Source organism: Arthrobacter sp. yr096, assembly GCF_900108925.1.
Classification (GTDB): Bacteria; Actinomycetota; Actinomycetes; order Actinomycetales; family Micrococcaceae; genus Arthrobacter.
Genome location: NZ_FNYI01000003.1, coordinates 367756 through 391593, shown reverse-complemented (window position 1 = coordinate 391593; position 23838 = coordinate 367756). Strand labels below are relative to the sequence as shown.

Below are 23838 nucleotides of genomic sequence, written 5' to 3'. Positions count from 1 at the left end.
TGATCGGTATCAATCGGCGTCGTAGGCTGCCGCAAGAAGCTGCACCGCTTCAGCGAAGGAAGCACCCTGGGCCTTCGCAGCGGCCGCATACTGTGCAGCGACATCCGCCAGGGCTCCCCAGCGGTCGTCCCTCGCACACACCACCGTGCCGTTGCGGCCGCGGGTAGCCACGACACCCGCTGCCTCCAGTTCCTTGTATGCCCGCGCCACTGTGTGGGGCGCGACATCCAGGACACCTGCCAGATTGCGTACCGGCGGAAGCTTTGCTCCTACAGCCAGGACACCGGAGTCGGCGAGTTCTATGATCCGCAGCCTCAGTTGCTCGAACAGCGCCACCGCGCTGCCGGTATTGGGGCGCCATGTGCCCGGGAATTCTCCTGCGGGGGTCATGATTCGCCCCGACGGAGTGCCGCCACATGAGGCGTTTGTTGTTCGAAGCGTCCTTGGTCCATGCCGAGAATTAGACCAGCGACTCCGCTACGGAACAAGCCATCCCGGCGCACCAAAGCCCTCGCTGCGGGAAGAGAAGCTGCGGCGTCGCTCATGCGTTCTTTCGTGCCACGGCAAAAATCCGCCGGAAGGGGAAGACCGTTCCGTGGGCTGTGGCCGGATAGGCCTCACGCAGCATCGCCGAGTACTCCTGTTCGAAGTCGGCTGACTCGTCCCGGGACAGGGCCGCCAGGACCGGTCGAAGCCCCGTACCGCGGACCCACTGCAGGACCGGGTCCTCGCCCGGCAGTACCTGCTGATAGGTGGTCTCCCACGCGTCAGCCGAGCAGCCGGCGTCGAGCATGATGCCCAAGTAGTCCGCAGGACTGCCTACTGCATCGTCGTGCCGCAGCACGCCGTTCAACCGTGACGCCCACTGGGGTGACTCGGCCAGTTGGCGCATGAGTGTGTGGGACGGCGACGTGAAATTCCCGGGGACCTGCAGGGCAAACCATGCACCAGGTTTAAGCGCGCGCAACCATCCCCCCAACATCTCCTGGTGGCCCGGCACCCACTGAAGCGCGGCATTGGTGACAACAACATCGGTATCGGCATCCGGTGCCCACATTGCAATGTCGCCTTGCGCGAACTCCAGCCTGCCGGACTGCTCCGCGCCAGTGGTCGCTTTGACCAGCGACTCAGCCTGGAGCAGCATCTCCTCCGACGAATCAATGCCCATCACGCGGGCATCCGGCCAGCGCTCTGTCAACGTGGCGGTCAGGTTTCCGGGACCACAACCGAGATCCACCACCTTCCTGGGCCCGCTGGACTGGACCCTTCCGACGAGGTCATGGAATGGCCGGTCACGATGGTTGCCGAACTCCACATATTTGTTCGGATCCCACTTCATTAGAGCCTCCTCGGATCTGGCTTCGCTGCTGGGCCGAGCCTAAACCGTGCGGGCACTAAGCTGGAAACCAATGAAACTTCTTGAGCAGCTCCCCGGTTCCACCGCCACCGGTCCGTTGGACCCGGACGAAATCTACACACGGTTCGTGGAGTGGACGGAGAGCCGCGGGCTGCAGCTGTATCCAGCGCAGGACGAAGCGATCATGGAACTCGCTTCCGGTGCCAACGTCATCCTCGCCACCCCCACAGGTTCCGGAAAATCGCTGGTGGCCATTGCAGCCCATTTTGAGGCGATGGCACGCGGTCAGCGGAGCTATTACACGGCCCCCATCAAGGCTTTGGTGTCGGAAAAGTTCTTTGCGCTCTGCGACATCTTCGGCGCCGAGAACGTAGGCATGATCACGGGTGATTCCGGGGTAAACCAGGATGCCCCCATTATTTGCTGTACGGCGGAGATCCTCGCCAACATTGCCCTCCGCGAAGGCTCATCGGCTGAACTCGGTTCCGTCATCATGGATGAGTTCCATTTCTACTCAGACCCTCAGCGCGGTTGGGCCTGGCAGGTTCCCTTGTTGGAACTCCCCCAAGCGCAGTTTCTCCTGATGTCAGCCACCTTGGGAGATGTGAGCCGTTTCGAAACAGGACTGACTGAGTTGACGGGCCGGACCACCACGACTGTGAGCTCCGCCGAACGTCCCATTCCGCTGCACCACTACTACCACCTGACCCCTGTGCACGAGACACTTGAGGAACTGCTTTCCACCAAGCAGGTTCCCGTCTATGTGGTGCACTTCAGCCAGGCAGAAGCCATTGAGCGTGCGCAGAATCTCATGAGCATCAACATGTGCAGCCGCGCGGAGAAGGACCGCATCGCGGAACTGATCGCAGGGTTCAGGTTTGCCGCTGGATTCGGGAAAACCCTCAACAGGTTGGTCCGCCACGGAATTGGCGTCCATCATGCAGGAATGCTGCCCAAGTACCGCCGTCTGGTGGAGCAGCTTGCCCAAGCCGGGCTCCTGAAGGTCATTTGCGGTACAGACACTCTGGGGGTGGGCATCAATGTGCCCATCCGGACAGTGCTGCTGACCGCTTTGAGCAAGTACGACGGCGTACGCACCAGGTCTCTTAACTCCCGCGAGTTTCACCAGATTGCCGGACGTGCCGGCCGTGCCGGCTACGATACCGCGGGCACCGTGGTGGTCCAGGCGCCCGATCACGTGGTGGAAAATACCAAAGCCATGGCGAAGGCAACCGCCAAGTTTGGCGATGACCAGAAGAAGTTGCGCCAAGTGGTGAAGAAGAAGCCTCCAGAGGGTTTCGTGTCGTGGGGCGAACCCACCTTCAAGCGTCTGGTTGAATCCGTACCAGAGCCCTTGACCTCCAGCTTCACGGTCACGCACGCTATGTTGCTCAACCTGATGGAGCGTCCGGGAGACCCCTTCCAGGCAACCCGCCGCCTTCTTAGCGAGAACCACGAGAGCCGCCCCGCACAGCTTCGGCTCATGAAGAAGGCGCTGGGGATCTACCGCGAACTGCTGGCCGCTGGTGTGGTGGAACGCATTCCGGAGGAGGAACAGGAGGCGGAGGGCCGGTCCGTACGCCTGACGGTCCATCTGCAGGCCAACTTCGCCCTGAACCAACCGCTTTCGCCCTTTGCACTGGCTGCGCTGGAATTGCTCGATCCGGAATCGCCGTCGTACGCCTTGGACGTCGTCTCAGTCATCGAATCGACGCTGGAGAAGCCGCGCCAGATTCTTTCGGCTCAACAGAAGAAAGCCCGCGGTGAGGCAGTTGCCGCCATGAAGGCCGATGGCATCGAATACGAGCAGCGCATGGCCATGCTGGATGAAGTCACCTACCCCATGCCTTTGGCGGAGATCCTCGGCGAAGCATTTGAGGTGTACCGTAAGGCCGCACCGTGGGTAGGCGACTTCGAGCTCGCGCCCAAATCGATCATCCGTGACATGTATGAGCGTGCCATGAACTTTGGTGAGTTCGTTCAGTTCTACGGCTTGGCCCGCTCGGAGGGCATCGTCCTGAGGTATCTGGCGGACGGCTTCCGGGCCCTTCGGCAGACCGTACCCCAGGACTCGCTCCGTGAGGATCTTGAGGACCTCATCGCGTGGCTGGGTGAGTTGGTCCGCCAAGTGGATTCGAGCTTGCTGGATGAGTGGGAAGAGCTCACATCCGGGCTGGCACCCACGCCGCATGACGCTCCCCCGCCCCCGCCACCACTCTTGACCGCCAACATCAGGGCCTTCCGTGTGATGGTGCGCAACGAGATGTTCCGCAGGGTTGAACTCTTTGCGGACGAGGACTCCGCTGCCCTGGGCGAACTCGACGCCGATGCGGGCTGGGACGCCGAACGGTGGGAAGAGGTCCTGGACGACTACTTCGACGAACACGACGACATTGGGACCGGTCCCGACGCCCGCGGTCCCGGACTCCTGATCATCACCGAGGGTCCCGGCATGTGGAAGGTCCGGCAGATCTTCGATGACCCGGCGCGCCATCACGACTGGGGTATCTCGGCCGATGTGGACTTGGCGGCATCTGATGAGAGCGGCACCGCAGTGGTCCGCGTCACGGACGTCAACAGGTTGTAGGCCCGGTCGCCGTGGAAGCCGTACCGGACGTGGCAGCCGGCCTGCAGGAGTTGCAGGCCTTCCGCAGGGAGCAGCCGGCTGCCTGCACAGGTCCACGTACATGGTGGGGCGGCCCCTTGGACGTCGAAGGACTGGCTCTGGGGTCGGTTCAACTGGCAGCCACGGCGCTTAACGCACTCACGGGTTCGTCCGGCAGGTACTCAGTGGCCGCTGGGCCAACGGCGGCATCTTTCGACTCGCTGGGCCATCTCCTGATCTCAGACCGCAAGGCGCAGGGTTTCGCCCCGTTGTCCGGCTTCCGGGCCACCGCGGACGGCTGGATCCGCCTTCACGCGAACTACCCGCACCACGCTTCCCGGCTGATGAAGGCTCTCAAGGCAACCGGCCCGCAGGATGTGGACCGTACCCTTGGCTCCATGACGTCCCAGGAAGCCGAGGACATCATCGTTGCGCACAAGGGTGTGGCAGCGGCCGTGCGCTCGAGGGCGGAGTGGAAGGCGACGCCCATGTTCCAGGCCGCCACTGAAGGTTCTTGGGTGGTCGTGTCCCGTCCCGCCGGGCTGCGAGAGAGCCAGCGCCCGTCGTCATGGGTGCCTTCGAACGATCCGCACCGCCCCCTGGCTGGCTTGCGGGTACTGGACCTGACCCGGGTCATCGCCGGACCTGCGGCCACCCGGTTGCTCGGCGCTTTGGGCGCCGACGTTCTGCGCATAGATCCACCGGCACTTCCAGAGTTGACCGATGCCTTCATAGACATGGGGTTCGACAAGCGCAGTGCTGAGGTTAGCCTGGAAGATCCCGATGCGTTGGCTGCAGTTCTGAGGCTGGCCCGCACGGCGGACGTCATCGTGACGGGGTACCGCAACGGCGGTCTGGACAGATTCGGCTTGGGCTCCGAGGCCCTGCTGGCAGAAAGGCCGGATGCCGTGGTGGTCGCCTTGACGGCATGGGGAAGCACCGGGCCATGGAGCAGGCGCCGGGGCTTCGACAGCCTGGTTCAGGCGGCTTCCGGTATTGCCCACCACTACGGTCAGGATCACGACGGCGGTTGGAGACCAGGCGCGCTGCCCGTCCAGGCCCTGGACCATGCCACTGGGTACGGGCTTGCTGCCGCAGCCTTGGCTTTGCTGGCTGAGCGGCTGAGCACCGGGAGTGGTGGGTCCGCGAAACTCTCACTGGCACGCACAGCAGAAGAGCTCTTCCAGTTAACTCCTGCCCCGGTATCCGCCCCATCCATTCAGCCGCCCCGGCCGGAGTATTTTGAGGTGGCGAGCCCCTACGGGCGGCTCCGCCATGTGGGGCCGCCGTTGATGGTGGACGGTAAGCCCCTGCTGTACGGCAAAGCCCCCGTGCGGTACGGAACGTCTGCTTTGGGGTGGCAATAGCAGGCAGGGGCGGGAGGAAGCGCGGCGGTCCTAGTAAGCTCGAATGCATGAGTGTAATCCGCCCGGCCACTGTCGAAGACGTTCCTGCAATCCTGCGCATGATTCATGATCTTGCGATCTATGAGAAGGAGCCGGACGCAGTCAGGAACACTCCGGAGATGCTCACTGACGTCCTCTTTGGCGGGAACCCCCGCGTGTACGCCACGATTGCGGAAAACAGTGCCGGGATGGTGCAGGGCTTCGCGCTCTGGTTCCTGAACTACTCCACGTGGGAGGGCGTCCACGGCATTTACCTTGAGGACCTCTACGTAGTCCCCGAGGCCCGTGGCGAGGGCCACGGCAAGGCCCTGTTGCAGCATTTGGCTGCGACCGCCGTCGAACGCGGTTACGCTCGGGTGGAATGGAGCGTCCTTAACTGGAACGAGCCCTCCATCAATTTCTACAAGAACCTCGGTGCCTTCCCGATGGAGGAATGGTCCACGTTCCGCCTGACGGGCGGTGCACTTGAAGCATTCGGCGGTGCCACTGCCCAGGGCAGCCACGAGCAGGCCGGCGGGACCCAGCCCAGCGAGGCAATGGCCCGTGGCTGAGCCGCACGTCTCCCCCGCTGTTCATGACGTCCGTGCCCGCCACGAGTTCCGTGGACTCCGAACGGCGGAACACTTCTTCACTGTTCCTTTGGTCCATCCGCCCGCGGAAGGTCAGGGTACCAGCGAAACCATCACGGTCTTCGCCCGCGAGTACTCTTCAACGGAGCATTCTGCGGAAGCGGCTGCGAGGCTTCCGTGGCTTCTGTTCCTCCAGGGCGGACCTGGTGGGCGGGGTAACCGGGTCACCTCGTTGTCCGGGTGGATGAAGGCCGCCGCAAGGGACTTCCGCATCCTGATGCTCGACCAACGGGGTACAGGCTTGTCCACACCCATTGAGCGGCAGTCCCTGGAACTGCAGGGAGACGCCGCGGCCCAGGCAGAGTACCTGACCCATTTCCGGGCAGATTCAATCGTGGCCGACGCCGAGTACATCCGGCAGGTTCTGGGCTCCCCGCCGTGGTCGGTCCTGGGTCAGAGCTTTGGCGGATTCTGCGCTTTGACGTATCTGTCGTTCGCGCCGGAGGGACTGCGCGAGGTGCTGATCACCGGTGGGCTGGCGCCACTCCATGGCCCAGCGGACCGTGTGTACCAGGCCACCTTCCGACGCGTGGCAGCACGGAATGCCGAGTATTTCTCGTGGTATCCCGAGGACCGGGAGAAACTCACGCGGATCATTCGCCATCTGGAACAGCAACCCGAATTCCTTGCCAGCGGCGAGCGACTGACACCTGAACGGTTCCAGATGGTGGGATCTTACCTGGGCGGCAACACCCGGGTGGACGCACTGCATTACCTCCTGGAGGACGCATTCATCACCACGGCGTCCGGTGAGCGGCTGTCCGAAGCGTTTCTTGAGCAGGTGCGGGGACTCGTCAGCCGGGCCAGCAACCCGCTGTATGCGGTTCTGCACGAATCGATTTATGGCCAGGATGAGGCAACAAACTGGGCAGCATGGCGTGTGCTGGAGGACTTTCCCGAGTTCACGCCGGAGGCTGAGGAGCCCTTGCTGACGGGCGAAATGGTCTATCCGTGGTACTTCGAGCAGGATCCTTCGCTTTCACCTCTGCGCGAGGTGGCCGAACGGCTGGCGGCCAAGAAGGACTGGAAGCCGTTGTATGACATCGAGCGGCTGGCTGCGAACACGGTTCCCACTGCTGCGGCCGTGTACAAAGACGACATTTACGTGGACCACGATCTCTCCTTGGAGACCGCTGCCGCTGTGCGGGGACTGCAACCCTGGGTGACGTCCGAATTCCACCATGACGGGATCGGCGAAGATGGCGAAGGCATCTTCGGGCGCCTCTTCGGTATGGTGCGGGCCACGCGCTAGCCGGTGGTCCGGCGCGCTCCCATGACGGCCGCCAGAGCAAGCACCGCAGCGGCGATCACGCTGGAAGCGATGTTCAGTCCTTGGTAGCCGATCCAGGCCAGAAGCAGGCCCGAGGTGGCGCCGCCGACTGCACCGGCGGCGCCCATCAGCGTATCCGATACGCCCTGCACGGTGACCCGTTGGTCGGGTGCCACGCTCTCCGCCAACAAGGTTGAGCCGGCAATAGTCGCAGCGGACCAGCCCAACCCGAGCAGAATCAGCCCGGCAGTCACCAGTACGGGCTCGTGCTGGCCGAAGCCGGCGACGAACACCGCCAGCAGCAGGAGACCGTGCCCCATGGCGATGGTCTGCAGGCGCCCGGCCTTATCCGTCAGCCACCCCCACAGCGGCGACAAAGCGAACATCCCGGCAATGTGCAGCGAAATGGTCACTCCTATGATCACCAGGGCGTCCGTGCTGTCGCTGGTACCGCCGTGGTGTCCTTGGTGGGTTCCTCCCACAAGCTGCTGCAAGTGAAGAGGTGTCATGGACATGACGGCCACCATGACACCGTGGGCGGCAACTACGGCAGCCAGGGCCAGCAATGCCTGCGGCGATGACCGGACTGCTCGCAGGCCGGATCGGATGGTGCCCCTGATGGGGGGATTTCCCAGGTCCCCGCCCTTGAGGGCGTCCGAGGCCAAGCGCCGGGACAACAGCAGCGGATCCGGCCTCAGACCAGCAAAAAGGACTACGGCCGCCAAGAGCAGCCCTGCTGCAGAAAAGACAAACGGACCAGCGATGGGCGGCAGGCCAAGTGCCGCCCCCACGGCTGCCCCCGGTTGGATCAGGTTGGGCCCGGCCACAGCTCCTATGGTGATGGCCCAGACGACTGTGGACAGTGACCGTCCGCGGCGCTCCGGTTCGGCGAGGTCGACGGCGGCAAACCTCGCCTGGAGGTTCGCCGCAGTCCCCAGGCCCAGGAACGCTGCGCCCAGCAACAGCAAGGGGAATGCTTGGGCCGTGACAGAGCCGATGACCAGCAGTGCACCCATCATTGCGGCCAGCAACCCGGTGACCAGCCCCACGCGCCGTCCACGTGCCTCGGCCAACCTCGCCAGTGGCAAAGCCGTAACAGCTGCTGCCAAGGTCAGCACCGTTGTGATGGAACCCGCCCAGGCTTCGGAACCCGACAGATCCACGGCCAGCAACGAGCCTATGGAGAGGGTGGCTCCATTTCCAATACCGCTGAGCAGCTGGGCCGAACCAAGAAGGAAAACAGTACGGCGCTGAACCCGTTGAGGGTCCAGCGCCGTAGAAGAGGTGGTAGTCACTTCACGAGACTACAACGTCCAGGAGTCAGTTACTCGGCTTCGCTCATGCTCTTTTGTGCGTCCTTTTCCAGACGGGCGTCGAGCTTGGCCTGGCGGGCTGCCGGACTCAGGAGGCTGGCAACAACCGCCACGATGATGGTGCCAACAATGACCGCCAGGGAAACGTAGGTGGGGATCTCCGGAGCCCACTCGATGTGGTGGCCGCCGTTGATGAACGGGAGCTCATTGACGTGCATGGCATGAAAGACCAGCTTGACGCCGATGAACGCCAGGATGACGGATAGTGCGTGCTTCAAGTACACCAAACGGGTCATCAGGCCACCAAGAAGGAAGTACAGCTGGCGCAGGCCCATCAGCGCGAAGATGTTGGCCGTGAACACAATGAACGCGCTCTGGGTAAGCCCGAAGATCGCGGGGATGGAGTCAACCGCGAACAGGAGGTCGGTCAGGCCGATGGTGATGAAGACGATCAGCATCGGGGTGAAGACCTTCTTGCCCTCCACCACGGTACGGATCTTGTTGCCATCGAACTTCTCGGACATCGGAAGGACTTTACGAAGACGGGCGATCAGCGGGTTCTCGGCACCCTCTTCTTCGTCCTCGCCGGAATCCTTGGCCTGCTTCCATGCAGTCCACAAGAGGAACGCACCGAAGATGTAGAACACCCAGCTGAACTGTTCGATCACCACAGCGCCAAGGGCGATGAAGATACCGCGGAGGATCAGCGCGATGATGATGCCCACCATCAGCACTTCCTGCTGGTACTTACGGGGCACAGAGAAGCGGGCCATGATGATGATGAAGACAAACAGGTTGTCGATACTGAGGCTGTACTCAGTGACCCAGCCGGCGATGAACTGGCCGCCGTATTCATGGCCGGCAAAGAAGAACATGGCAACTGCAAAGATCAGTGCCAAGGCGACATAGAAGCCGACCCAGAGGCCCGCTTCCTTCATGGAAGGTTCATGGGGACGCTTGACGACCAACAGGAGGTCGATCAGCAGGATGATTCCGAGGACGACAAAGGAGCCGACCTCAAACCAGACGGGAAGCTGCATTAAAGGTGCCTTTCGCAGGGTACGGGAAAGCGGTGTAAGTCTCTCCGGCCTGCCAGGGTGCGGTGAATGCAAATGTTGGCGGCCCGCTAGATCCGGCGAGGCATCTGTGCCTTGCGTGCTGACGGACGTAGCGCTTGGGATACTCCCCTACGTGACCTCAACCTTACCTTAGGCGTGCCCTGCGGACTGCATCTGCCGCAATTCGCGCTTCAACTCCTTGACTTCATCACGGATCCTTGCGGCAACTTCGAACTGAAGTTCGGCAGCAGCGCCATGCATCTGTTCGGTCAGTTGCTCAATGAGGCCCACCAGATCCTCCGCCGGCGCTGCGGCAAGTCCGTCCTGCCGAACAGTCGCTGCACCCTTTGCGGCCGACTTTCCACGCTTCCCACCCTTGGCGAGCCGGTTATTGTTGAGCAGCTCCTGGGTGTCGGCGTCTTCCTTGGCCAACTGATCGGTGATGTCGGCGATCTTTTTCCGCAGCGGCTGGGGGTCGATCCCATGGTCAGCATTGTACTGAACCTGGATGGCCCGGCGGCGATTGGTTTCTTCGATGGCGTGGGCCATGGAGTCGGTGATCCGGTCCGCATACATGTGGACCTGGCCCGAGACGTTACGCGCGGCACGGCCGATGGTCTGAATCAGTGACGTTGAGGAGCGGAGGAATCCTTCCTTGTCCGCGTCGAGGATGCTCACGAGGGATACCTCGGGCAAATCCAGACCTTCGCGGAGCAGGTTGATGCCCACCAGGACATCGAAGACGCCCATCCGGAGTTCCCGGAGGAGTTCCACTCGCCGGAGAGTATCGACGTCGGAGTGCAGGTACTCCACCTTGACGCCGTGCCCCACAAGGTAGTCGGTGAGGTCCTCGGCCATTCGCTTGGTCAACGTCGTGACCAGGACGCGCTCGTTCTTTTCGGTGCGGGTCCTGATCTCACCCAGCAGGTCATCGATCTGGCCCTTGGTGGGTTTGACCACAACCTCGGGGTCGATGAGACCGGTGGGGCGAATGATCTGCTGGACGTAGCCATCGGCCTTGCCGAGCTCGTATTTTCCAGGTGTTGCGGACAGGTACACCGTCTGGCCGATGCGTTCCAGGAATTCGTCCCATTTAAGGGGCCGGTTATCCATGGCCGAGGGCAGTCGGAAGCCGAAGTCCACAAGGTTCCGTTTGCGGGACATGTCGCCTTCATACATGGCGCCGATCTGCGGAATGGTCACGTGCGATTCATCGACCACCAGCAGGAAGTCGTCCGGGAAGTAATCAATGAGGCAGTGCGGTGCGGTCCCCGGATTACGTCCGTCAATGTGAACCGAGTAGTTCTCGATGCCATTGCAGAAGCCCATCTGCTGCATCATTTCCAGATCGTAGGTGGTGCGCATCCTGAGCCTTTGCGCCTCCACCAGCTTGTTCTGGCCTTCGAGGACCTTCAAACGATCGGCCAGCTCGTCCTCGATGCGCTTGATCGCACGGGCCATCCGTTCCGGACCGGCCACGTAGTGCGACGCCGGGAACACGTACATCTCCTCTTCATCCCTGAGCACCTCGCCAGTCAGGGGGTGCAGCGTCTGGATGTTCTCAATCTCATCGCCGAAGAATTCGATCCTGATGGCGAGTTCCTCGTACATCGGGATGATCTCCACAGTGTCCCCCCGAACGCGGAAGGTGCCCCGGTGAAAGTCCATGTCATTGCGGGCGTACTGCATGGAGACGAACTTCCGGAGGAGGTGGTCGCGGTTCATCTCGGCACCCTTGCGCAAGGTCACCATTCCGGCGATGTATTCTTCCGGTGTGCCCAAACCGTAGATGCAGGAAACAGTAGCCACCACAATCACATCGCGACGAGTGAGCAACGCATTGGTGGCAGAGTGGCGCAGCCGTTCGACTTCCTCGTTGATGGAGGAGTCCTTTTCGATGAAGGTATCGGTCTGTGCGACGTACGCCTCAGGCTGGTAGTAGTCGTAATAGGAGACGAAGTACTCCACCGCATTGTTGGGCAGGAGTTCACGGAACTCATTAGCCAGCTGCGCGGCGAGGGTTTTGTTCTGGACCATCACCAGGGTGGGGCGCTGCACCTGTTCGATCAGCCACGCGGTGGTGGCGCTCTTACCGGTACCAGTAGCGCCGAGGAGGACCACGTCCTTTTCACCGTTGTTGATTCGTTCCGTCAGTTCTGCAATGGCGGTGGGCTGATCACCGGCGGGCTTGAACTCGCTGATCACTTCGAAAGGCGCGACGACGCGGTTGATTTCCTGGGCAAGGCTCATAAAACCAATCTACCCCCGCCCCAGGACAGCTACTGTCCGCGTTTGCCTTCAGCAGAAGACACATACGACGGCGGACGCCAGTCGGTGCGATTGGCCCACTCATCCATGAGCGGCCAGGCAACCTCGGTGAACCAGGGCTCTTTCGCCTCCGCGTAGGCAGCCGTACCCTCACCCCCCGCATGCTGGGCAGTGAGTTCGCGTTTGTGGGCCTCATACGCAGCACGCGCCTGCGGTTCTGCCCGCAACCAATCGCGGAAGAGCAGTGCATAGTGCCAGCCGCGGGATCCCACAGCACGGACGTGCAGGTTCACTGCCCTCCCCGGATCCGCATTCGCATGAAACCTCTTCTGCCACTGTTCAGGGTTCGGTTCGCTTGGCTTTGGCGTGTCCCCTGTAATTCCCGGCACGGCCGGAAATCCCACCTCGGCGAGCAGTGGAGCTATGCGGTCAGCCGATTTAAGATCAGTCACAGCAACTTGGAGATCAATCACGTCCTTTGCGGCCAGGCCCGGCACCGATGTTGACCCAATGTGATCAACGGCCACAATGTCATCGGGTGCGGCCGCAGTTACCCGGGCTGCAAGTCGATTGGCCTGCGCGGCCCACTCACTGTTCGATGCGGCCAACACGGGGCCTGCGTGGCGGGCGGCCCTGACACCGCGGCCCAGGTTCTCCGCGAAAGGCAGCAGGCGCTGCTCCCATAGCGCATCAACTCTGGCCAGCAACTCTTCAGGACTCCCCACGTTGTCCAGCAAGACGTCGGCAGCGGCGTTGCGCTCTGGGCGTGTGGCCTGCGATGCGATCCTGGAACGGGCGTCTTCCGGTGTCATGCCCCGCATTTTCACCATGCGTTCGACGCGAACGTCCTCCGGTGCATCCACCACAAGGACCAGATGGAAATTGCTGCCTTGCCCGGTTTCTACCAATAGTGGGATGTCCTGGACCACGATGTCACCGGCAGAAGCTCCAGCAACGAGTGCGGCCGCGGTTTCCCGGACCAACGGATGGATGATGCTGTTGAGAACCTCGCGCTGCGACGGGTCGTGGAACACGATGGAGCCAAGCTTGGGCCGGTCCAGCCGGCCGTCACGGTCCAGGACGCCTGGCCCGAATGCCTCCACAACACGCGCCAGCCCAGGAGTTCCTGGTTCGACCACTTGCCGGGCAATGAGGTCCGCGTCGATGAGGAGCGCACCCAATTCCTGCAACCTGGATGCCACCAGTGATTTCCCTGAGGCGATGCCGCCCGTCAGCCCGATCTTCAGCACTCCTCAACACTAGACTGAAGCGGTGGAAAATGAGGAAGACAGCCGTGCGACCACCTACACGACTCTGTCGGCAGGCCAAGACTTCCGCCACGAGCTGGAAATACGCCGGTCGCGCTTCATCACTGTTCTCCGGCGGTCCCCGGATGAGGAAACTGCCCGCTCCCTGGTGTCGGAACTCCGACGTGAATTCCACGACGCCCGCCATCACTGCTCGGCGTTCGTCATTGGCCCGGACCGGATGGTTCAACGATCCAGTGATGACGGCGAGCCTTCGGGCACGGCCGGCATCCCCATGCTCGAAGCTCTGATCAAACGCGAGGCAGCACCGGGGGTCACCGACCTCAGTGACGTGAGTGCCGTCGTCGTGCGCTATTTCGGTGGGATTCTCCTAGGTGCCGGTGGGCTGGTTCGGGCCTACTCCGAATCCGTGTCGGCAGCCTTGGATGGTGCGCCGTTGGTGCAGCGCCGCCGGTTGCGGCTGTGTGCCGTGGATGTTCCCCACGCCGAGGCGGGGCGCCTGGAGAATGAGCTTCGCAATGCCGGGTACGTCATGGCGGAGACCGGTTATGAGGCAGCGCATGCCGTTTTGCGAATAGCACTGCCCGACGAAGCAGCGGGCATTGCAGATGCCCACTCGCGGGTGGCATCCCTGACCGCGGGAACGGCGGTACTCACGCCCCAGGGCACGGAATGGGTAGATGTCCCCCACTGATCAAGAAACCGTGTTTGGGCCTAACTGGTGGACTTAATGCAGAAGGACCCCTGCCCGGAGGCAGGGGTCCTTCTTTGGCTATTCAGCACATCCCCGGAGGGGAGGCAGAATTAGTTGCCGGTCAGCTTCTCACGCAGTGCAGCGAGGGCTTCGTCGGACGCCAGGGTGCCAGCGTTGGACTCAGCAGCAGCCGGCTCCGAGGAGTAGCTCGTGGTGCCGGAATCGCTCTCACCGGACGTTGCAGCAGCAGCGTCGTCAGCAGCGTGCTGGGCAACCTGCTTCTTGTGGGCCTCCCAGCGGGTCTGGGCGTCAGCGTACTGCTGCTCCCAAGCTGCACGCTGGTTCTCGTAGCCCTCGAGCCATTCGTTCGACTCGGGGTCGAAGCCCTCGGGGTACTTGTAGTTGCCCTCTTCGTCGTACTCGGCGGCCATGCCGTACAGAGCGGGATCGAACTCGGTGCTGTCAGCGTCAACGCCCTCGTTAGCCTGCTTGAGGGAGAGGGAGATGCGGCGACGCTCGAGGTCGATGTCGATGACCTTGACGAACAGTTCGTCGCCAACGGAGACAACCTGCTCTGCGAGCTCCACGTGGCGGACAGCCAGCTCGGAGATGTGCACGAGGCCTTCGATGCCGTCTTCGACGCGAACGAACGCACCGAACGGAACCAGCTTGGTGACCTTACCCGGAACAACCTGGCCGAGGGCGTGGGTGCGGGCGAAGGTCTGCCACGGATCTTCCTGCGTAGCCTTGAGCGACAGGGAGACACGCTCGCGGTCCAGATCCACTTCGAGGACCTCGACGGTGACTTCCTGGCCAACCTCGACAACCTCTGACGGGTGGTCGATGTGCTTCCAGGACAGCTCGGAAACGTGAACGAGGCCGTCTACGCCGCCCAGGTCCACGAAGGCACCGAAGTTGACGATGGAGGAAACGACGCCGGGACGAACCTGGCCCTTTTCCAGCTTGTTGAGGAACGTGGAGCGAACCTCGGACTGGGTCTGCTCGAGCCATGCACGGCGGGACAGAACAACGTTGTTGCGGTTCTTGTCCAGCTCGATGATCTTGGCTTCGATCTGCTGACCGATGTACGGAGCCAGGTCGCGGACGCGACGCATCTCGACGAGGGATGCGGGCAGGAAGCCGCGCAGGCCGATGTCCAGGATGAGGCCACCCTTGACAACCTCGATGACGGTACCGGTAACGACGCCGTCTTCTTCCTTGACCTTCTCGATGTCGCCCCAGGCGCGCTCGTACTGAGCACGCTTCTTGGAGAGGATCAGACGGCCTTCTTTGTCTTCCTTGGTGAGAACCAAAGCTTCGACCTGATCGCCAACGGCGACGACGTCACCGGGATCAACATCGTGCTTGATGGAAAGCTCGCGGGAAGGGATGACACCTTCGGTCTTGTAACCGATGTCGAGCAGAACTTCGTCGCGGTCGACCTTGACGACGGTACCTTCGACGAGGTCTCCGTCGTTGAAGTACTTGATGGTGGCGTCGACAGCTGCGAGGAAGTCCTCAGCGGTACCGATGTCGTTAATGGCGACTACGGGGGTACCGGGCTTCTCGGTGGAGGTGATGGTCATGTAGTAGGGGCTCCGTTGTGGATAGATAGTCGGTCAGGCAAACCGCTGCCGCCCGGGTCCGGACGGCAGAACACGGCAAATCGCCGGGTCATCCTGATTTGTGGATTAATACAAAATGGATGCATGCACGTAGTACACGCCCGTTTATTCTAGTCGCATTGCCAAAGCGGGGTCAAAAGGAGTGTTACGGCGACAGGACGTCTCCGAGGCGCCCGAAGGAAACTCCCCGGTCAAGCAGCCGCGGCAATGCCCGCGCATAACCTGCTGCCGTGCCGGCAGCGGGCCGGTTGAAGTGTGAAATAACGATGTCGCCTGGCACCACCTTGCCCACTTCGGTGGCTACGGTGGCCGCTGCGTATGTGGCACCCCCATCGCCGTTGACTGTGAAGTTGACCGGCAGCAAGCCCAGGCGTCGCGTCATTTCCACCGCAACCTCGTCATAGTAAGCAGTCCCCGGCCGGAAGAACCGTGGGGTTTTGCCGCTTAGCTCCTGCATGACGGCCTGGTTGCCCATGAGTTCGTCGTAGGCTGCCGCCGCTGTGGGCGTGCCAGCGATTCCGTACGCGGATTTGCCGTTCACGGAGAGCGGGAGATGCGAGGTGCCATGGTTGGCGAGCTCGAACAACGGGTCCGCCGCCAGCTCCGCCGACAGGGTGGGGTTTGCTTGGATCCAGCGGCTGTTGAGGAAGAGTGTTGCTGGAACCTTGAGCCGCCGAAGGGTTTGCAACAAGACCTCGTCACATCCGGAGCCTCCGGGTCCTCCGCACGCATCGAACGTGAGCACCACCTGCCGGGACTGGGAGTTGTTCACCACGCCCGTCACGTGCAGCCCCCATTCCCTGGGCCGCCGCCCCGTGAATTCGGCCAGGATCCCGGCTTTCTCCGGCACTGCCGTCAGCGTGGACTGTGCTGCTGACTTGGACGGTGCTGCCGGCGCCAAGGCAGCAGCGGCCTGCTCACTGGATTTTGCCGCGATGGACGGTGGCGGCGTGGCTGGCCCCGTGTTCGGGGAACTTCCCGAAGTCTGGTCCGGGGAAGGAACGGCCCGCCCCGGTTCGCTGCCAACGTCCGCGCACGCTGCCAGCGCGGCAGATGCGAAGCCCGCCATTCCAAGCAGCACTGATCGCCGGCCGGCCAACGGCCGCCGCTTGGAATCCCCCATGGATGTCCTTATCTGGTTGTGACTATGTGGTTGTGTTTATTCGGCGCCCTAGAGGCGTGGGTCTAGAAATGGGTAAGGCAATGCGCGGAACGCTCGACGGCAAAAATCTGCTGGGCCTGGAGCGCTGCACCCGGCGTCTTCTCCTGGATCCGCCCAGCGGCGGCCAAGGTCACTGGCGACACCGCACCGAGGTAGATGGATGCGAGGTCTGCGATGTCCATGCTGAGGTGGGGCGCCTCACCTGAGGCATCAGTGACGACGGCGGCAGCACCGGCGTCGGACGTCAGAACAAATGTGCCACCCGCCAAACCCAACGGATCCGTCACTTCCAGCACCAGCCGGCCGGAGGCGGGAAAGCTGCGTGCCTGCAAGGCAGCCGGCGTATCCAGGATCCTCAGCCAGAGCATGTCGCGGATTTCAGAAGCATCAATGCACCGGGGATCCTCGAGCGCCCACGTCAGCGGGTCATCCACAGGTGCCTCGGCCCACGTCACCTCATCAATGAGGTCGATGCTGCCCAGAAAGCGCCAGAGGTCAAGGTAAGCGGCATTGGTGGCCGCAACGATGTCCACGATCTCCATGGTGTATGGCTTGTGGTCCCAGCCCTTGAAGCGATAGGACACGAATCCATCCAGGGTTCCTGAAGGGTCGTAATGCAGGGCGCAACGAACACTGGTATCCGGTTTACCGTCATGGCCGATCGAACCGGATGCAACCAGACGGTAATACTCCTGGCGGTCAACGGAACCCGGAGAGACCCGCTGGACACGCTCAAAGACCTGCGGCGCCACGTCCAGCAGCACTGCAGGATCGGCTACTTCCACGGTGCCGTCCGGCTGTCCCTTGAGCCGGAAGCGCGGGCCCGTATCCACCTTGATGCTCCGCTCAAAAGTGGCAACACCAAAGCCGAAGCGGCCGTAGATGGTGCCTTCGGAAGCCGTGAGGGCAGCCATGGCCAGTCCGTCGTCCTTGGCTGCTTCCAAGTCGGCAGTGATCATCCCACGAAGTATGCCGTTTCGACGATGCGTACCGCGGACTGTCACAGCCGTGACCAGATTGGCTTCCAGTTGGCGGCCGAAGCCTATGTTGAGGGACTTGCGCATGGTGGCGTAGGTGGCCACCGGAACGTCCCTGCCCAAAGAGTGATCCGGCACGCCGCCATTGACGTAGACGCCGGTGAACTCCCGCTTGTCCGTTTGGTACGCCGACAAGGTTTTGGCCAGGTACTCGGCATCGCGCCGTTGCTGGTGGAAGCCGTGCGAAACCGCCTGCACCCAGGTGGTGCAGCGGCTGTAGTCCGCGTCCCCCGGATCGGCTACGGCAGGAAAACGCCGGACGGAGTATTTTTCAAGGTTTGTTTCATTGGGATCAGCCACGTCCTCGAGCCTAGCCAGACGCCGGAGGGCACGCCACCATCTGGGCGGCGCGCCCTCCGGCGATCCATCGAATGCCCGTCCGGACTAGTGACCGGCCTCGTACCAACTCGAACCAACACCGATCTGGACGTCGAGCGGGACGGACAGCTCAGCTGCGGAACCCATCTGCTCGATGACCAGCTTCTCCACGGCCTCGCGTTCCCCTGGGGCAACTTCGAGGACGAGTTCGTCGTGGACCTGGAGCAGCAATCGCGACTTGAGGCCCTGGCTGGCGAGTTCTGCCGCGACACCCAGCATGGCGCGCTTAATGAGGTCCGCCGCGGAACCCTGGATGGGTGAGTTCAGTGCGATGCGCTCGGCGGCCTCGCGCGCCTGGCGGTTGGTGCTGGTCAGGTCCGGCAGGTAGCGACGGCGGCCCTCAATGGTAGCCGTGAATCCCTCTGTCCTGGCCTGGTCCACGACGCCACGGAGGTAATCGCGAACTCCGCCGAAGCGGTCGAAGTAGTCCTTCATCAGCGTCCGGGCCTCGTCCACGGAGATCTCCAGCTGTTTGGACAGCCCAAAGGACGTGAGGCCGTAGGCCAGGCCATAGGACATCGCCTTCACCTTGGAGCGCATGGCGCTGGTGACGTCGGCCGGCTCGACGTTGAAGATCCGTGATCCGACGAAACGGTGCAGGTCCTCGCCATCACGGTAGGCCTGGATCAGAGCTTCGTCGCCGGACAGGTGCGCCATGATGCGCATTTCGATCTGGGAGTAGTCGGCGGACAACAGGCACTCGTAGCCTTCACTGACCACGAAGATGCCGCGGACACGACGTCCTTCCTCACTGCGGACCGGGATGTTCTGCAGGTTGGGGTTGTTGGACGAGATACGGCCGGTAGCTGCGATGTTCTGCGCGTACGTGGTGTGGATGCGCGCGTCATCTGCCACGGACTTCTTCAGCGTCTCCACCATTTGAGCCAGCTTGGAGGATTCGCGGTGCGCCATGAGCTGGACCAGGAACTCGTGGCCGGTCTTCTCCAGCAGGCCTTTCAAGGACGCAGCATCCGTGGTGTAGCCGGACTTGATCTTCTTGGTCTTGGGAAGTCCCAGTTCATCAAAAAGAACTGTCTGCAACTGCTTGGGCGAGCCAAGGTTGACCTCGTGCCCAATTGCCGCGAATGCCTGCTCCTGGGCATTCTCGATCACCTTGGTGAGGTCCGCGAGTTGCTCATCCATGCGGTCCGTAGACACATAGATGCCTGTCAGTTCCATCTGGGCCAGCACGCGTGCCACCGGAAGTTCCAGGGTGGTCAACAAGGCATCAGCCTTGATCTCGGCAAGTTCCGTTTCGAAGTGTTTGCTGAGCGCATGCACGACGGCGGCATGCTGGACGAGTGCTGTTGAGGCAACCTCATCAGTGTCGCCGGACAGGTCCAATTCCAACTGGCCTGACTGGGCTGCAGCAGCTGCCAACGTGATCTTCAAGTGAACCTGGGCCAGCTCGGCGAGGTCATAGCTGCGACGGTCAGGTTGGATCAGGTAGCCGGAGATGGACGTGTCATCCACCACGCCTTCCAGGCCAAGGCCGCGGTTGTGCAGAGCCTTGAGAGCCGACTTGAACTCGTGAAGGACTTTGGCTTCCTCGGGATCCTGGAGCCAACGGGCCAGGACAGACTCTGCGTCCGCGTCCAGCCCCGCAAGGTCAATGAAGGCTGCTCCGTTGTTCCGCACGATGGCCAGCGCGCTGGCGTCGTCGCCAATACGTCCCGGCACCAACTGAACAGCAACGGCTGAACGAACACCCGATCCGGCAGCGAAGAACGCCTCAAGTGCTGCCGCGTCAGTGAGTCTGGCAAATTCCGGTGCTTCTATGGTGTCCGGCGCAGCTCCGGCAGTGTCGTCGCCGTAAAGATCGAAAAGTCTGGTGCGGAGGGTCCGGAATTCGAGCTCTTCAAAGAGTTCCTCGATGGCCTGGCGGTCCGGCCGGGGCTCGTGCAGATCGGCCAACGTGACCGGCAAGTCCAGATCGGTCAGAAGTTGGTTGAGCCGGCGGTTTCGCTTGACGTTTTCAAGGTTCTCCTTGAGCGCTCCACCCACCTTGCCGCCGATCGCATCAAGGTTCTCCAGGATGCCCTCAAGGCCTCCATAGAGGTTGATCCACTTGGCGGCGGTCTTGGGGCCAACGCCCGGAACTCCGGGAAGGTTGTCCGCAGTCTCACCCACCAGGGCCGCCAGGTCCGAGTACAAGCCTGGCTTGACGAAGTACTTCTCCTCGATGGCCGCAGCGTCCATCTTGGGGATGTTGCTGACACCCTGCTTGGGATAAAGCACAAAGACATTGTCATTGATGAGTTGGAACGCGTCCCTGTCACCGGAAACGAGAAGGACTTCAAAGCCTGCGGCGTCGCCTTGTGCCGCCAGGGTGGCCAGGACGTCGTCTGCCTCGTATCCGGGCATGGCGATGGTCCTGATGCCCCAGGCTTCCATCACCTTGGCGATCAGGCCGATCTGGCCGGCGAACTCGGCTGGGGTGGCGTTGCGGCCGCCCTTGTATTCGCTGTACTCAGCCTTACGGAACGTGGTGTCGTCGGAAACATCGAAGGCTACGGCGACGTGGGTGGGCTTCTGATCCTTGATCAGGTTGATCAGCATGGAGGTGAACCCGTGCACGGCATTGGTGTACTGACCCCTGGCCGTCGAGAAATTCTCCGCAGGAAGGGCGTAGAAAGCCCGGAATGCCATGGAGTGGCCGTCCAGGACCAAGAGCCTGGGCCGGCCCTCCCCCGTGATGCTGGTGGATGGTGTTGCAGAGGGGGCGGGTGCTGTAGCGATGGCAGCAGCTTGGGCCGTTGGAACCTGGTCCGGTTTGGTTGTTTCACTCACAGGTGCCAGCCTAGTTGGCATGATGGACAATTTCACGCCGAACCGGTTTGTCGACGAGCTCAACGAGGCAGGTGTGCCGGAAGAATTCCACGATTGGCTCTCGGCGCACGGGGTGGGCGCCCTGGTGGTGAAACTCGGCATCAAGTTCACCGAAATGAGTGCCGAGCGCACAGTGGCCACCATGCCGGTGGAAGGAAACACGCAGGTTGCCGGCATTCTCCATGGCGGAGCGCACGTGGTCCTGGCCGAGACCCTGGGATCGTTTGCTGCTTCCCTGCACGCAGGCAGGGGCCGGCATGCAGTCGGCATCGAAGTGGGTGCAACCCATCACCGTTCCGTTGCCACCGGCCTGGTGACAGGCACGTGCACCGCCATTCACCTGGGCGGCACCCTTGCCACGCACGAGATCGTCATCACTGACGAGAAGGGCCGCCGCCTCTCCACGGCACGCATCACCAACATGATCCGCGACAACCGCCACTGAGACCGGCTGACGCTCAGCCGGTGCTCTGCGGAAGCCGGTAATGCAGCTCAGCCGCGGCCCCACCGAGGATCCTGGACGAGAGCAACTCCAGTGGCGCCGTCGGGCCGTTCAACGGCAACAGCCGCTTTCCGGCGCCCAGCACCACAGGAATAATGGTGACAATCATCTCGTGGAGCAGTCCTGCATTGGCGAATTGCGCCACGAGGTCCCCGCCACCCACCAACCAGACGTTCTTGTCGCCGGCATCCCTCAGGAGATCCGGAGCGAACTCCTGGACGTCACCGCGGACGAAAGTAATATCAGAGCCTGCGGGTGCGGAGTACTCATGGTGCGTGAAGACCCAGCATGGGGTTTCCGGATACGGCCACTTGCCGGGCTCGTGCTCCATCAACCAGCGGTAGGTGTCTCCGCCCATGGCAATGCAGCCAACTCCCGCCATGAACGCCTCGATGCTCTCATTGACGCCGTCCACCTTGTCGAACTGCAGGAGCCAGCCAAGGTCGTCATCCGGGGACGCGATAAATCCGTCAATGGTTGAAGCTACGTAGTACTGGAAAATCGACATGGCCCCAGACTAATCAGTCGGCAGAGGCGTTCCCATACTCCACGCGGACGCTCCCGTCATCGGGCAAAACCACTACCCTCCCCTGGGCCAGGTTCCACCCCTCATTCAGCAGGAAGATCCGGCCGCCGCTGACCACCAGAAGCCGGAGGCCGGTGTAGCGGAACAGCGGCGCAGTTTCTGTGCCGACTGAATCCTCACGGACGTTTGGAACGGTCACTGCCAATCGCTCTTTGCTGTACACCACAGCCGTGGGCAGCAGCCCCGAGCGCTCCTGGTAGTCAACGGCAGCCCCGCGACCCAGCGCCTGTGCGTAATCGGAGGTGCCCCAAAACAGCAGCAGCGTGACAAGGGTGAACACCAACGCCCTTTCAAGTGCACGCGGAGTGATGCGCAACGCCCGGCCCGCAGGCTCCACGGCGCGGCGCCGAACGCTGAGTCCCCAAGCTCCCACGACGAGGCCGGCCGCGATGAGAAAGGGCGCATAAAGAACGATCTGGCCCGGCCGTGCCACGATTACTGTCCACATCACGGCTGCATAGGCGAAGCCCAGTACCGTCACCACCGTCGCAGTTCTGCGGATGAGCGTCCGGTGGTCTGCCGAGTCAAGGAGCCGCGACACCGCCCGGTCCAGGATGAGCCACAGCAGTCCAATCACCACGAGCCACGCCAGCGGCTGGAAGAGCGATTGGATGCTCCTGAGGATGAAATCCTGCACCGTGTATCCGAACAGGCTGACATCCAAGCCCATGGCCTTGGCCTGCGCATCCGTCCGGGCCCAGCCGAAATAGACCAGCAAGGCCGTGGCCACTGTCAGAGGGGGTCCAATGACAGAGAGGACCTCCAGGGTCCTTTGCCATCGGGTGTTGATGAGGCTGCGTTCTTCGGACTCCTGCGGTTCACTCACGGCGCGGCCGTCGAGGATGCTGCATTTGGCGTTGGGGCGGGCGTGGTGGTGCTGCCTGGAGGACTCGTTGGCGGAACGGTCCCGGCAGTTTCCGACGCCCCGGGGCTGCTGCTGGAGGTGCTGGAATTCTCGTAGAAAAACGTGACTGTCCCAGCGACGTCCACCGTGTCAGTGATGCTGATCCGAACTGAGTCCCGGCCGTTCGCCGGCGGCATGCGCAGGTAAACAATGCCATAGTCATCCCTGCCGCCAACGAACTCAACGTCTGCTACGGCGCCGTCGAAGAGGACGTCCCCCACGCGAACGTAGTAACCGTCAAGGCGTACAACAGTGCCGCCTGTACGAGGACCCGAGGCCCTGGATGTTCCCGGAACCGGCTTCAGGTCCTGGTCCACCACTGTCAACCCGACCAACTGGCGAGGGCACGCCTCGCCCTGGCCTGGCTCCACCTTGAAGGCAACGCCGGGATTGCTGCGATGTTGGGCCACCAAGGACGCTGAGGTGGCCGCCACCCTGGACTCCAGGCATTGTGTCTGTGGAATCCGTGGCGTCGCGGCCACAGCATTGGAAGCTTGTTGCCATTCTTGCTCGCTGCCGCTCTGCAAGGCCCGGCATACAGCGGCGCCCGCTAACCAGACAGCGGCATCCTCGGCGCCTTCCACACTCTGCGCGAGGGCGTCGCACTGGAATTGCTGGAGCAGGAGATAACGCTGCCCTGACGTGGGGTCATTCGGACCGACCGGCCCAATGGGGACCCACCGCACCACCGGTGCCTCTGCCTGTGGTGCCCCGGGACCGGCGGGACCTGCCGGCTGCCCGGCGGTGGGTACGGCGACGGTTGAGGCGGGCTGTGGCATGGTTCCTGACCGCGACGAACTGGCGGTGGTATCCGGGGACAGTCCGTCAGAGGAGGGCGGGAGGCAAGCAGACAGACCCAGCACCAGGACCGGAAGCAGCGCCAGTCCGATGATGTGGCTTCGGGAATGGCACTTCATGACAGCCCCACATCTGCCGGATCACAACCA

19 protein-coding genes are annotated in these 23838 nt (G+C 62.5%); 6 read left to right on the top strand and 13 right to left on the bottom strand.

What is annotated here, in order from left to right:
- Positions 1 to 9: 9 nt before the first annotated feature.
- Entirely contained in the window at positions 10 to 390 is a 381-nt protein-coding gene (locus BMY91_RS09680) for a GntR family transcriptional regulator (protein ID WP_090821303.1), read from the bottom strand.
- A gap of 151 nt (positions 391 to 541) precedes the next feature.
- Positions 542 to 1339: a trans-aconitate 2-methyltransferase gene (locus BMY91_RS09675; protein ID WP_090821301.1), complete on the bottom strand. Its 798-nt coding sequence runs from the start codon at positions 1337 to 1339 to the stop codon at positions 542 to 544.
- A gap of 70 nt (positions 1340 to 1409) precedes the next feature.
- Here BMY91_RS09675 and BMY91_RS09670 point away from each other — a divergent pair, with 70 nt between their 5' ends.
- From BMY91_RS09670 to BMY91_RS09655, 4 genes are read left to right on the top strand one after another with little or no spacing between them, the layout of a single operon-like run.
- The gene (locus BMY91_RS09670; protein WP_090821300.1) at positions 1410 to 3944 is read left to right on the top strand and encodes a DEAD/DEAH box helicase; all 2535 of its coding nucleotides are present in this window, start codon (positions 1410 to 1412) and stop codon (positions 3942 to 3944) included.
- Between the two features lie 11 nt (positions 3945 to 3955).
- Positions 3956 to 5329: a CoA transferase gene (locus BMY91_RS09665; RefSeq protein WP_090821298.1), complete on the top strand. Its 1374-nt coding sequence runs from the start codon at positions 3956 to 3958 to the stop codon at positions 5327 to 5329.
- A gap of 47 nt (positions 5330 to 5376) precedes the next feature.
- Complete coding sequence (locus tag BMY91_RS09660) at positions 5377 to 5919, top strand: GNAT family N-acetyltransferase (protein WP_090821296.1); 543 nt, start codon at positions 5377 to 5379, stop codon at positions 5917 to 5919.
- Positions 5912 to 7249 carry an alpha/beta fold hydrolase gene (locus BMY91_RS09655; RefSeq protein WP_090821294.1) on the top strand — a complete coding sequence of 446 codons (1338 nt, stop codon included), beginning with the start codon at positions 5912 to 5914 and terminating at the stop codon, positions 7247 to 7249. The genes BMY91_RS09660 and BMY91_RS09655 overlap by 8 nt, the downstream gene beginning before the upstream one ends.
- Here the strand turns inward: BMY91_RS09655 and BMY91_RS09650 are convergent.
- From BMY91_RS09650 to coaE, 4 genes are all read right to left on the bottom strand, one after another.
- Positions 7246 to 8562, bottom strand: a complete 1317-nt coding sequence (locus BMY91_RS09650) for an MFS transporter (protein ID WP_090821292.1) — start codon at positions 8560 to 8562, stop codon at positions 7246 to 7248. The two genes, BMY91_RS09655 and BMY91_RS09650, sit on opposite strands and share 4 nt — an antisense overlap.
- Before the next feature lie 29 nt (positions 8563 to 8591).
- Positions 8592 to 9620 (bottom strand): TerC family protein, encoded by a 1029-nt coding sequence (locus BMY91_RS09645; RefSeq protein ID WP_090821290.1) that lies wholly within the window; start codon positions 9618 to 9620, stop codon positions 8592 to 8594.
- A gap of 168 nt (positions 9621 to 9788) precedes the next feature.
- Positions 9789 to 11888 (bottom strand): excinuclease ABC subunit UvrB, encoded by a 2100-nt coding sequence (uvrB, locus tag BMY91_RS09640; RefSeq protein WP_090821288.1) that lies wholly within the window; start codon positions 11886 to 11888, stop codon positions 9789 to 9791.
- Between the two features lie 29 nt (positions 11889 to 11917).
- Complete coding sequence (coaE, locus tag BMY91_RS09635; RefSeq protein ID WP_090821286.1) at positions 11918 to 13156, bottom strand: dephospho-CoA kinase; 1239 nt, start codon at positions 13154 to 13156, stop codon at positions 11918 to 11920.
- 22 nt (positions 13157 to 13178) lie between these two features.
- Here coaE and BMY91_RS09630 point away from each other — a divergent pair, with 22 nt between their 5' ends.
- The gene (locus BMY91_RS09630; protein WP_090821284.1) at positions 13179 to 13868 is read left to right on the top strand and encodes an IMPACT family protein; all 690 of its coding nucleotides are present in this window, start codon (positions 13179 to 13181) and stop codon (positions 13866 to 13868) included.
- 110 nt (positions 13869 to 13978) lie between these two features.
- Here BMY91_RS09630 and rpsA read toward each other — a convergent pair whose 3' ends face one another.
- The 4 genes from rpsA to polA form a co-directional block, all read right to left on the bottom strand.
- Complete coding sequence (rpsA, locus tag BMY91_RS09625; protein ID WP_090821282.1) at positions 13979 to 15454, bottom strand: 30S ribosomal protein S1; 1476 nt, start codon at positions 15452 to 15454, stop codon at positions 13979 to 13981.
- A gap of 184 nt (positions 15455 to 15638) precedes the next feature.
- A complete protein-coding gene (locus BMY91_RS09620) occupies positions 15639 to 16616 on the bottom strand; it encodes a polysaccharide deacetylase family protein (protein WP_090821280.1) in 978 nt (325 codons plus the stop codon).
- Between the two features lie 62 nt (positions 16617 to 16678).
- Positions 16679 to 17992, bottom strand: coding sequence for a GNAT family N-acetyltransferase (locus BMY91_RS09615; RefSeq protein WP_090821278.1), 1314 nt, complete (start codon positions 17990 to 17992; stop codon positions 16679 to 16681).
- Positions 17993 to 18076: 84 nt separating this feature from the next.
- Positions 18077 to 20719, bottom strand: coding sequence for a DNA polymerase I (polA, locus tag BMY91_RS09610; protein WP_254779788.1), 2643 nt, complete (start codon positions 20717 to 20719; stop codon positions 18077 to 18079).
- Between the two features lie 160 nt (positions 20720 to 20879).
- Between polA and BMY91_RS09605 the strand changes: the two genes are divergently transcribed.
- On the top strand, positions 20880 to 21344 hold the full coding sequence (locus tag BMY91_RS09605; protein WP_090821274.1) for a hotdog fold thioesterase: 465 nt from the start codon (positions 20880 to 20882) through the stop codon (positions 21342 to 21344).
- 13 nt (positions 21345 to 21357) lie between these two features.
- Here BMY91_RS09605 and BMY91_RS09600 read toward each other — a convergent pair whose 3' ends face one another.
- From BMY91_RS09600 to BMY91_RS09590, 3 genes are read right to left on the bottom strand one after another with little or no spacing between them, the layout of a single operon-like run.
- On the bottom strand, positions 21358 to 21909 hold the full coding sequence (locus tag BMY91_RS09600; RefSeq protein ID WP_090821272.1) for a dihydrofolate reductase family protein: 552 nt from the start codon (positions 21907 to 21909) through the stop codon (positions 21358 to 21360).
- A 13-nt stretch (positions 21910 to 21922) separates the two neighbouring features.
- Positions 21923 to 22813, bottom strand: coding sequence for a hypothetical protein (locus BMY91_RS09595; RefSeq protein WP_254779761.1), 891 nt, complete (start codon positions 22811 to 22813; stop codon positions 21923 to 21925).
- Positions 22810 to 23808 carry a hypothetical protein gene (locus BMY91_RS09590; RefSeq protein WP_090821270.1) on the bottom strand — a complete coding sequence of 333 codons (999 nt, stop codon included), beginning with the start codon at positions 23806 to 23808 and terminating at the stop codon, positions 22810 to 22812. The genes BMY91_RS09595 and BMY91_RS09590 overlap by 4 nt, the downstream gene beginning before the upstream one ends.
- Positions 23809 to 23838: the final 30 nt, after the last annotated feature.

Coding starts and splice junctions, on each gene's coding strand:
- BMY91_RS09645 (WP_090821290.1), bottom strand. CDS start 9,620: ATGCAGCTTCCCGTCTGGTTTGAGGTCGGCTCCTTTGTCGTCCTCGGA.
- BMY91_RS09675 (WP_090821301.1), bottom strand. CDS start 1,339: ATGAAGTGGGATCCGAACAAATATGTGGAGTTCGGCAACCATCGTGAC.
- BMY91_RS09590 (WP_090821270.1), bottom strand. CDS start 23,808: ATGAAGTGCCATTCCCGAAGCCACATCATCGGACTGGCGCTGCTTCCG.
- BMY91_RS09605 (WP_090821274.1), top strand. CDS start 20,880: ATGATGGACAATTTCACGCCGAACCGGTTTGTCGACGAGCTCAACGAG.
- BMY91_RS09620 (WP_090821280.1), bottom strand. CDS start 16,616: ATGGGGGATTCCAAGCGGCGGCCGTTGGCCGGCCGGCGATCAGTGCTG.
- polA (WP_254779788.1), bottom strand. CDS start 20,719: ATGGCATTCCGGGCTTTCTACGCCCTTCCTGCGGAGAATTTCTCGACG.
- rpsA (WP_090821282.1), bottom strand. CDS start 15,454: ATGACCATCACCTCCACCGAGAAGCCCGGTACCCCCGTAGTCGCCATT.
- BMY91_RS09680 (WP_090821303.1), bottom strand. CDS start 390: ATGACCCCCGCAGGAGAATTCCCGGGCACATGGCGCCCCAATACCGGC.
- BMY91_RS09670 (WP_090821300.1), top strand. CDS start 1,410: ATGAAACTTCTTGAGCAGCTCCCCGGTTCCACCGCCACCGGTCCGTTG.
- BMY91_RS09660 (WP_090821296.1), top strand. CDS start 5,377: ATGAGTGTAATCCGCCCGGCCACTGTCGAAGACGTTCCTGCAATCCTG.
- BMY91_RS09600 (WP_090821272.1), bottom strand. CDS start 21,909: ATGTCGATTTTCCAGTACTACGTAGCTTCAACCATTGACGGATTTATC.
- uvrB (WP_090821288.1), bottom strand. CDS start 11,888: ATGAGCCTTGCCCAGGAAATCAACCGCGTCGTCGCGCCTTTCGAAGTG.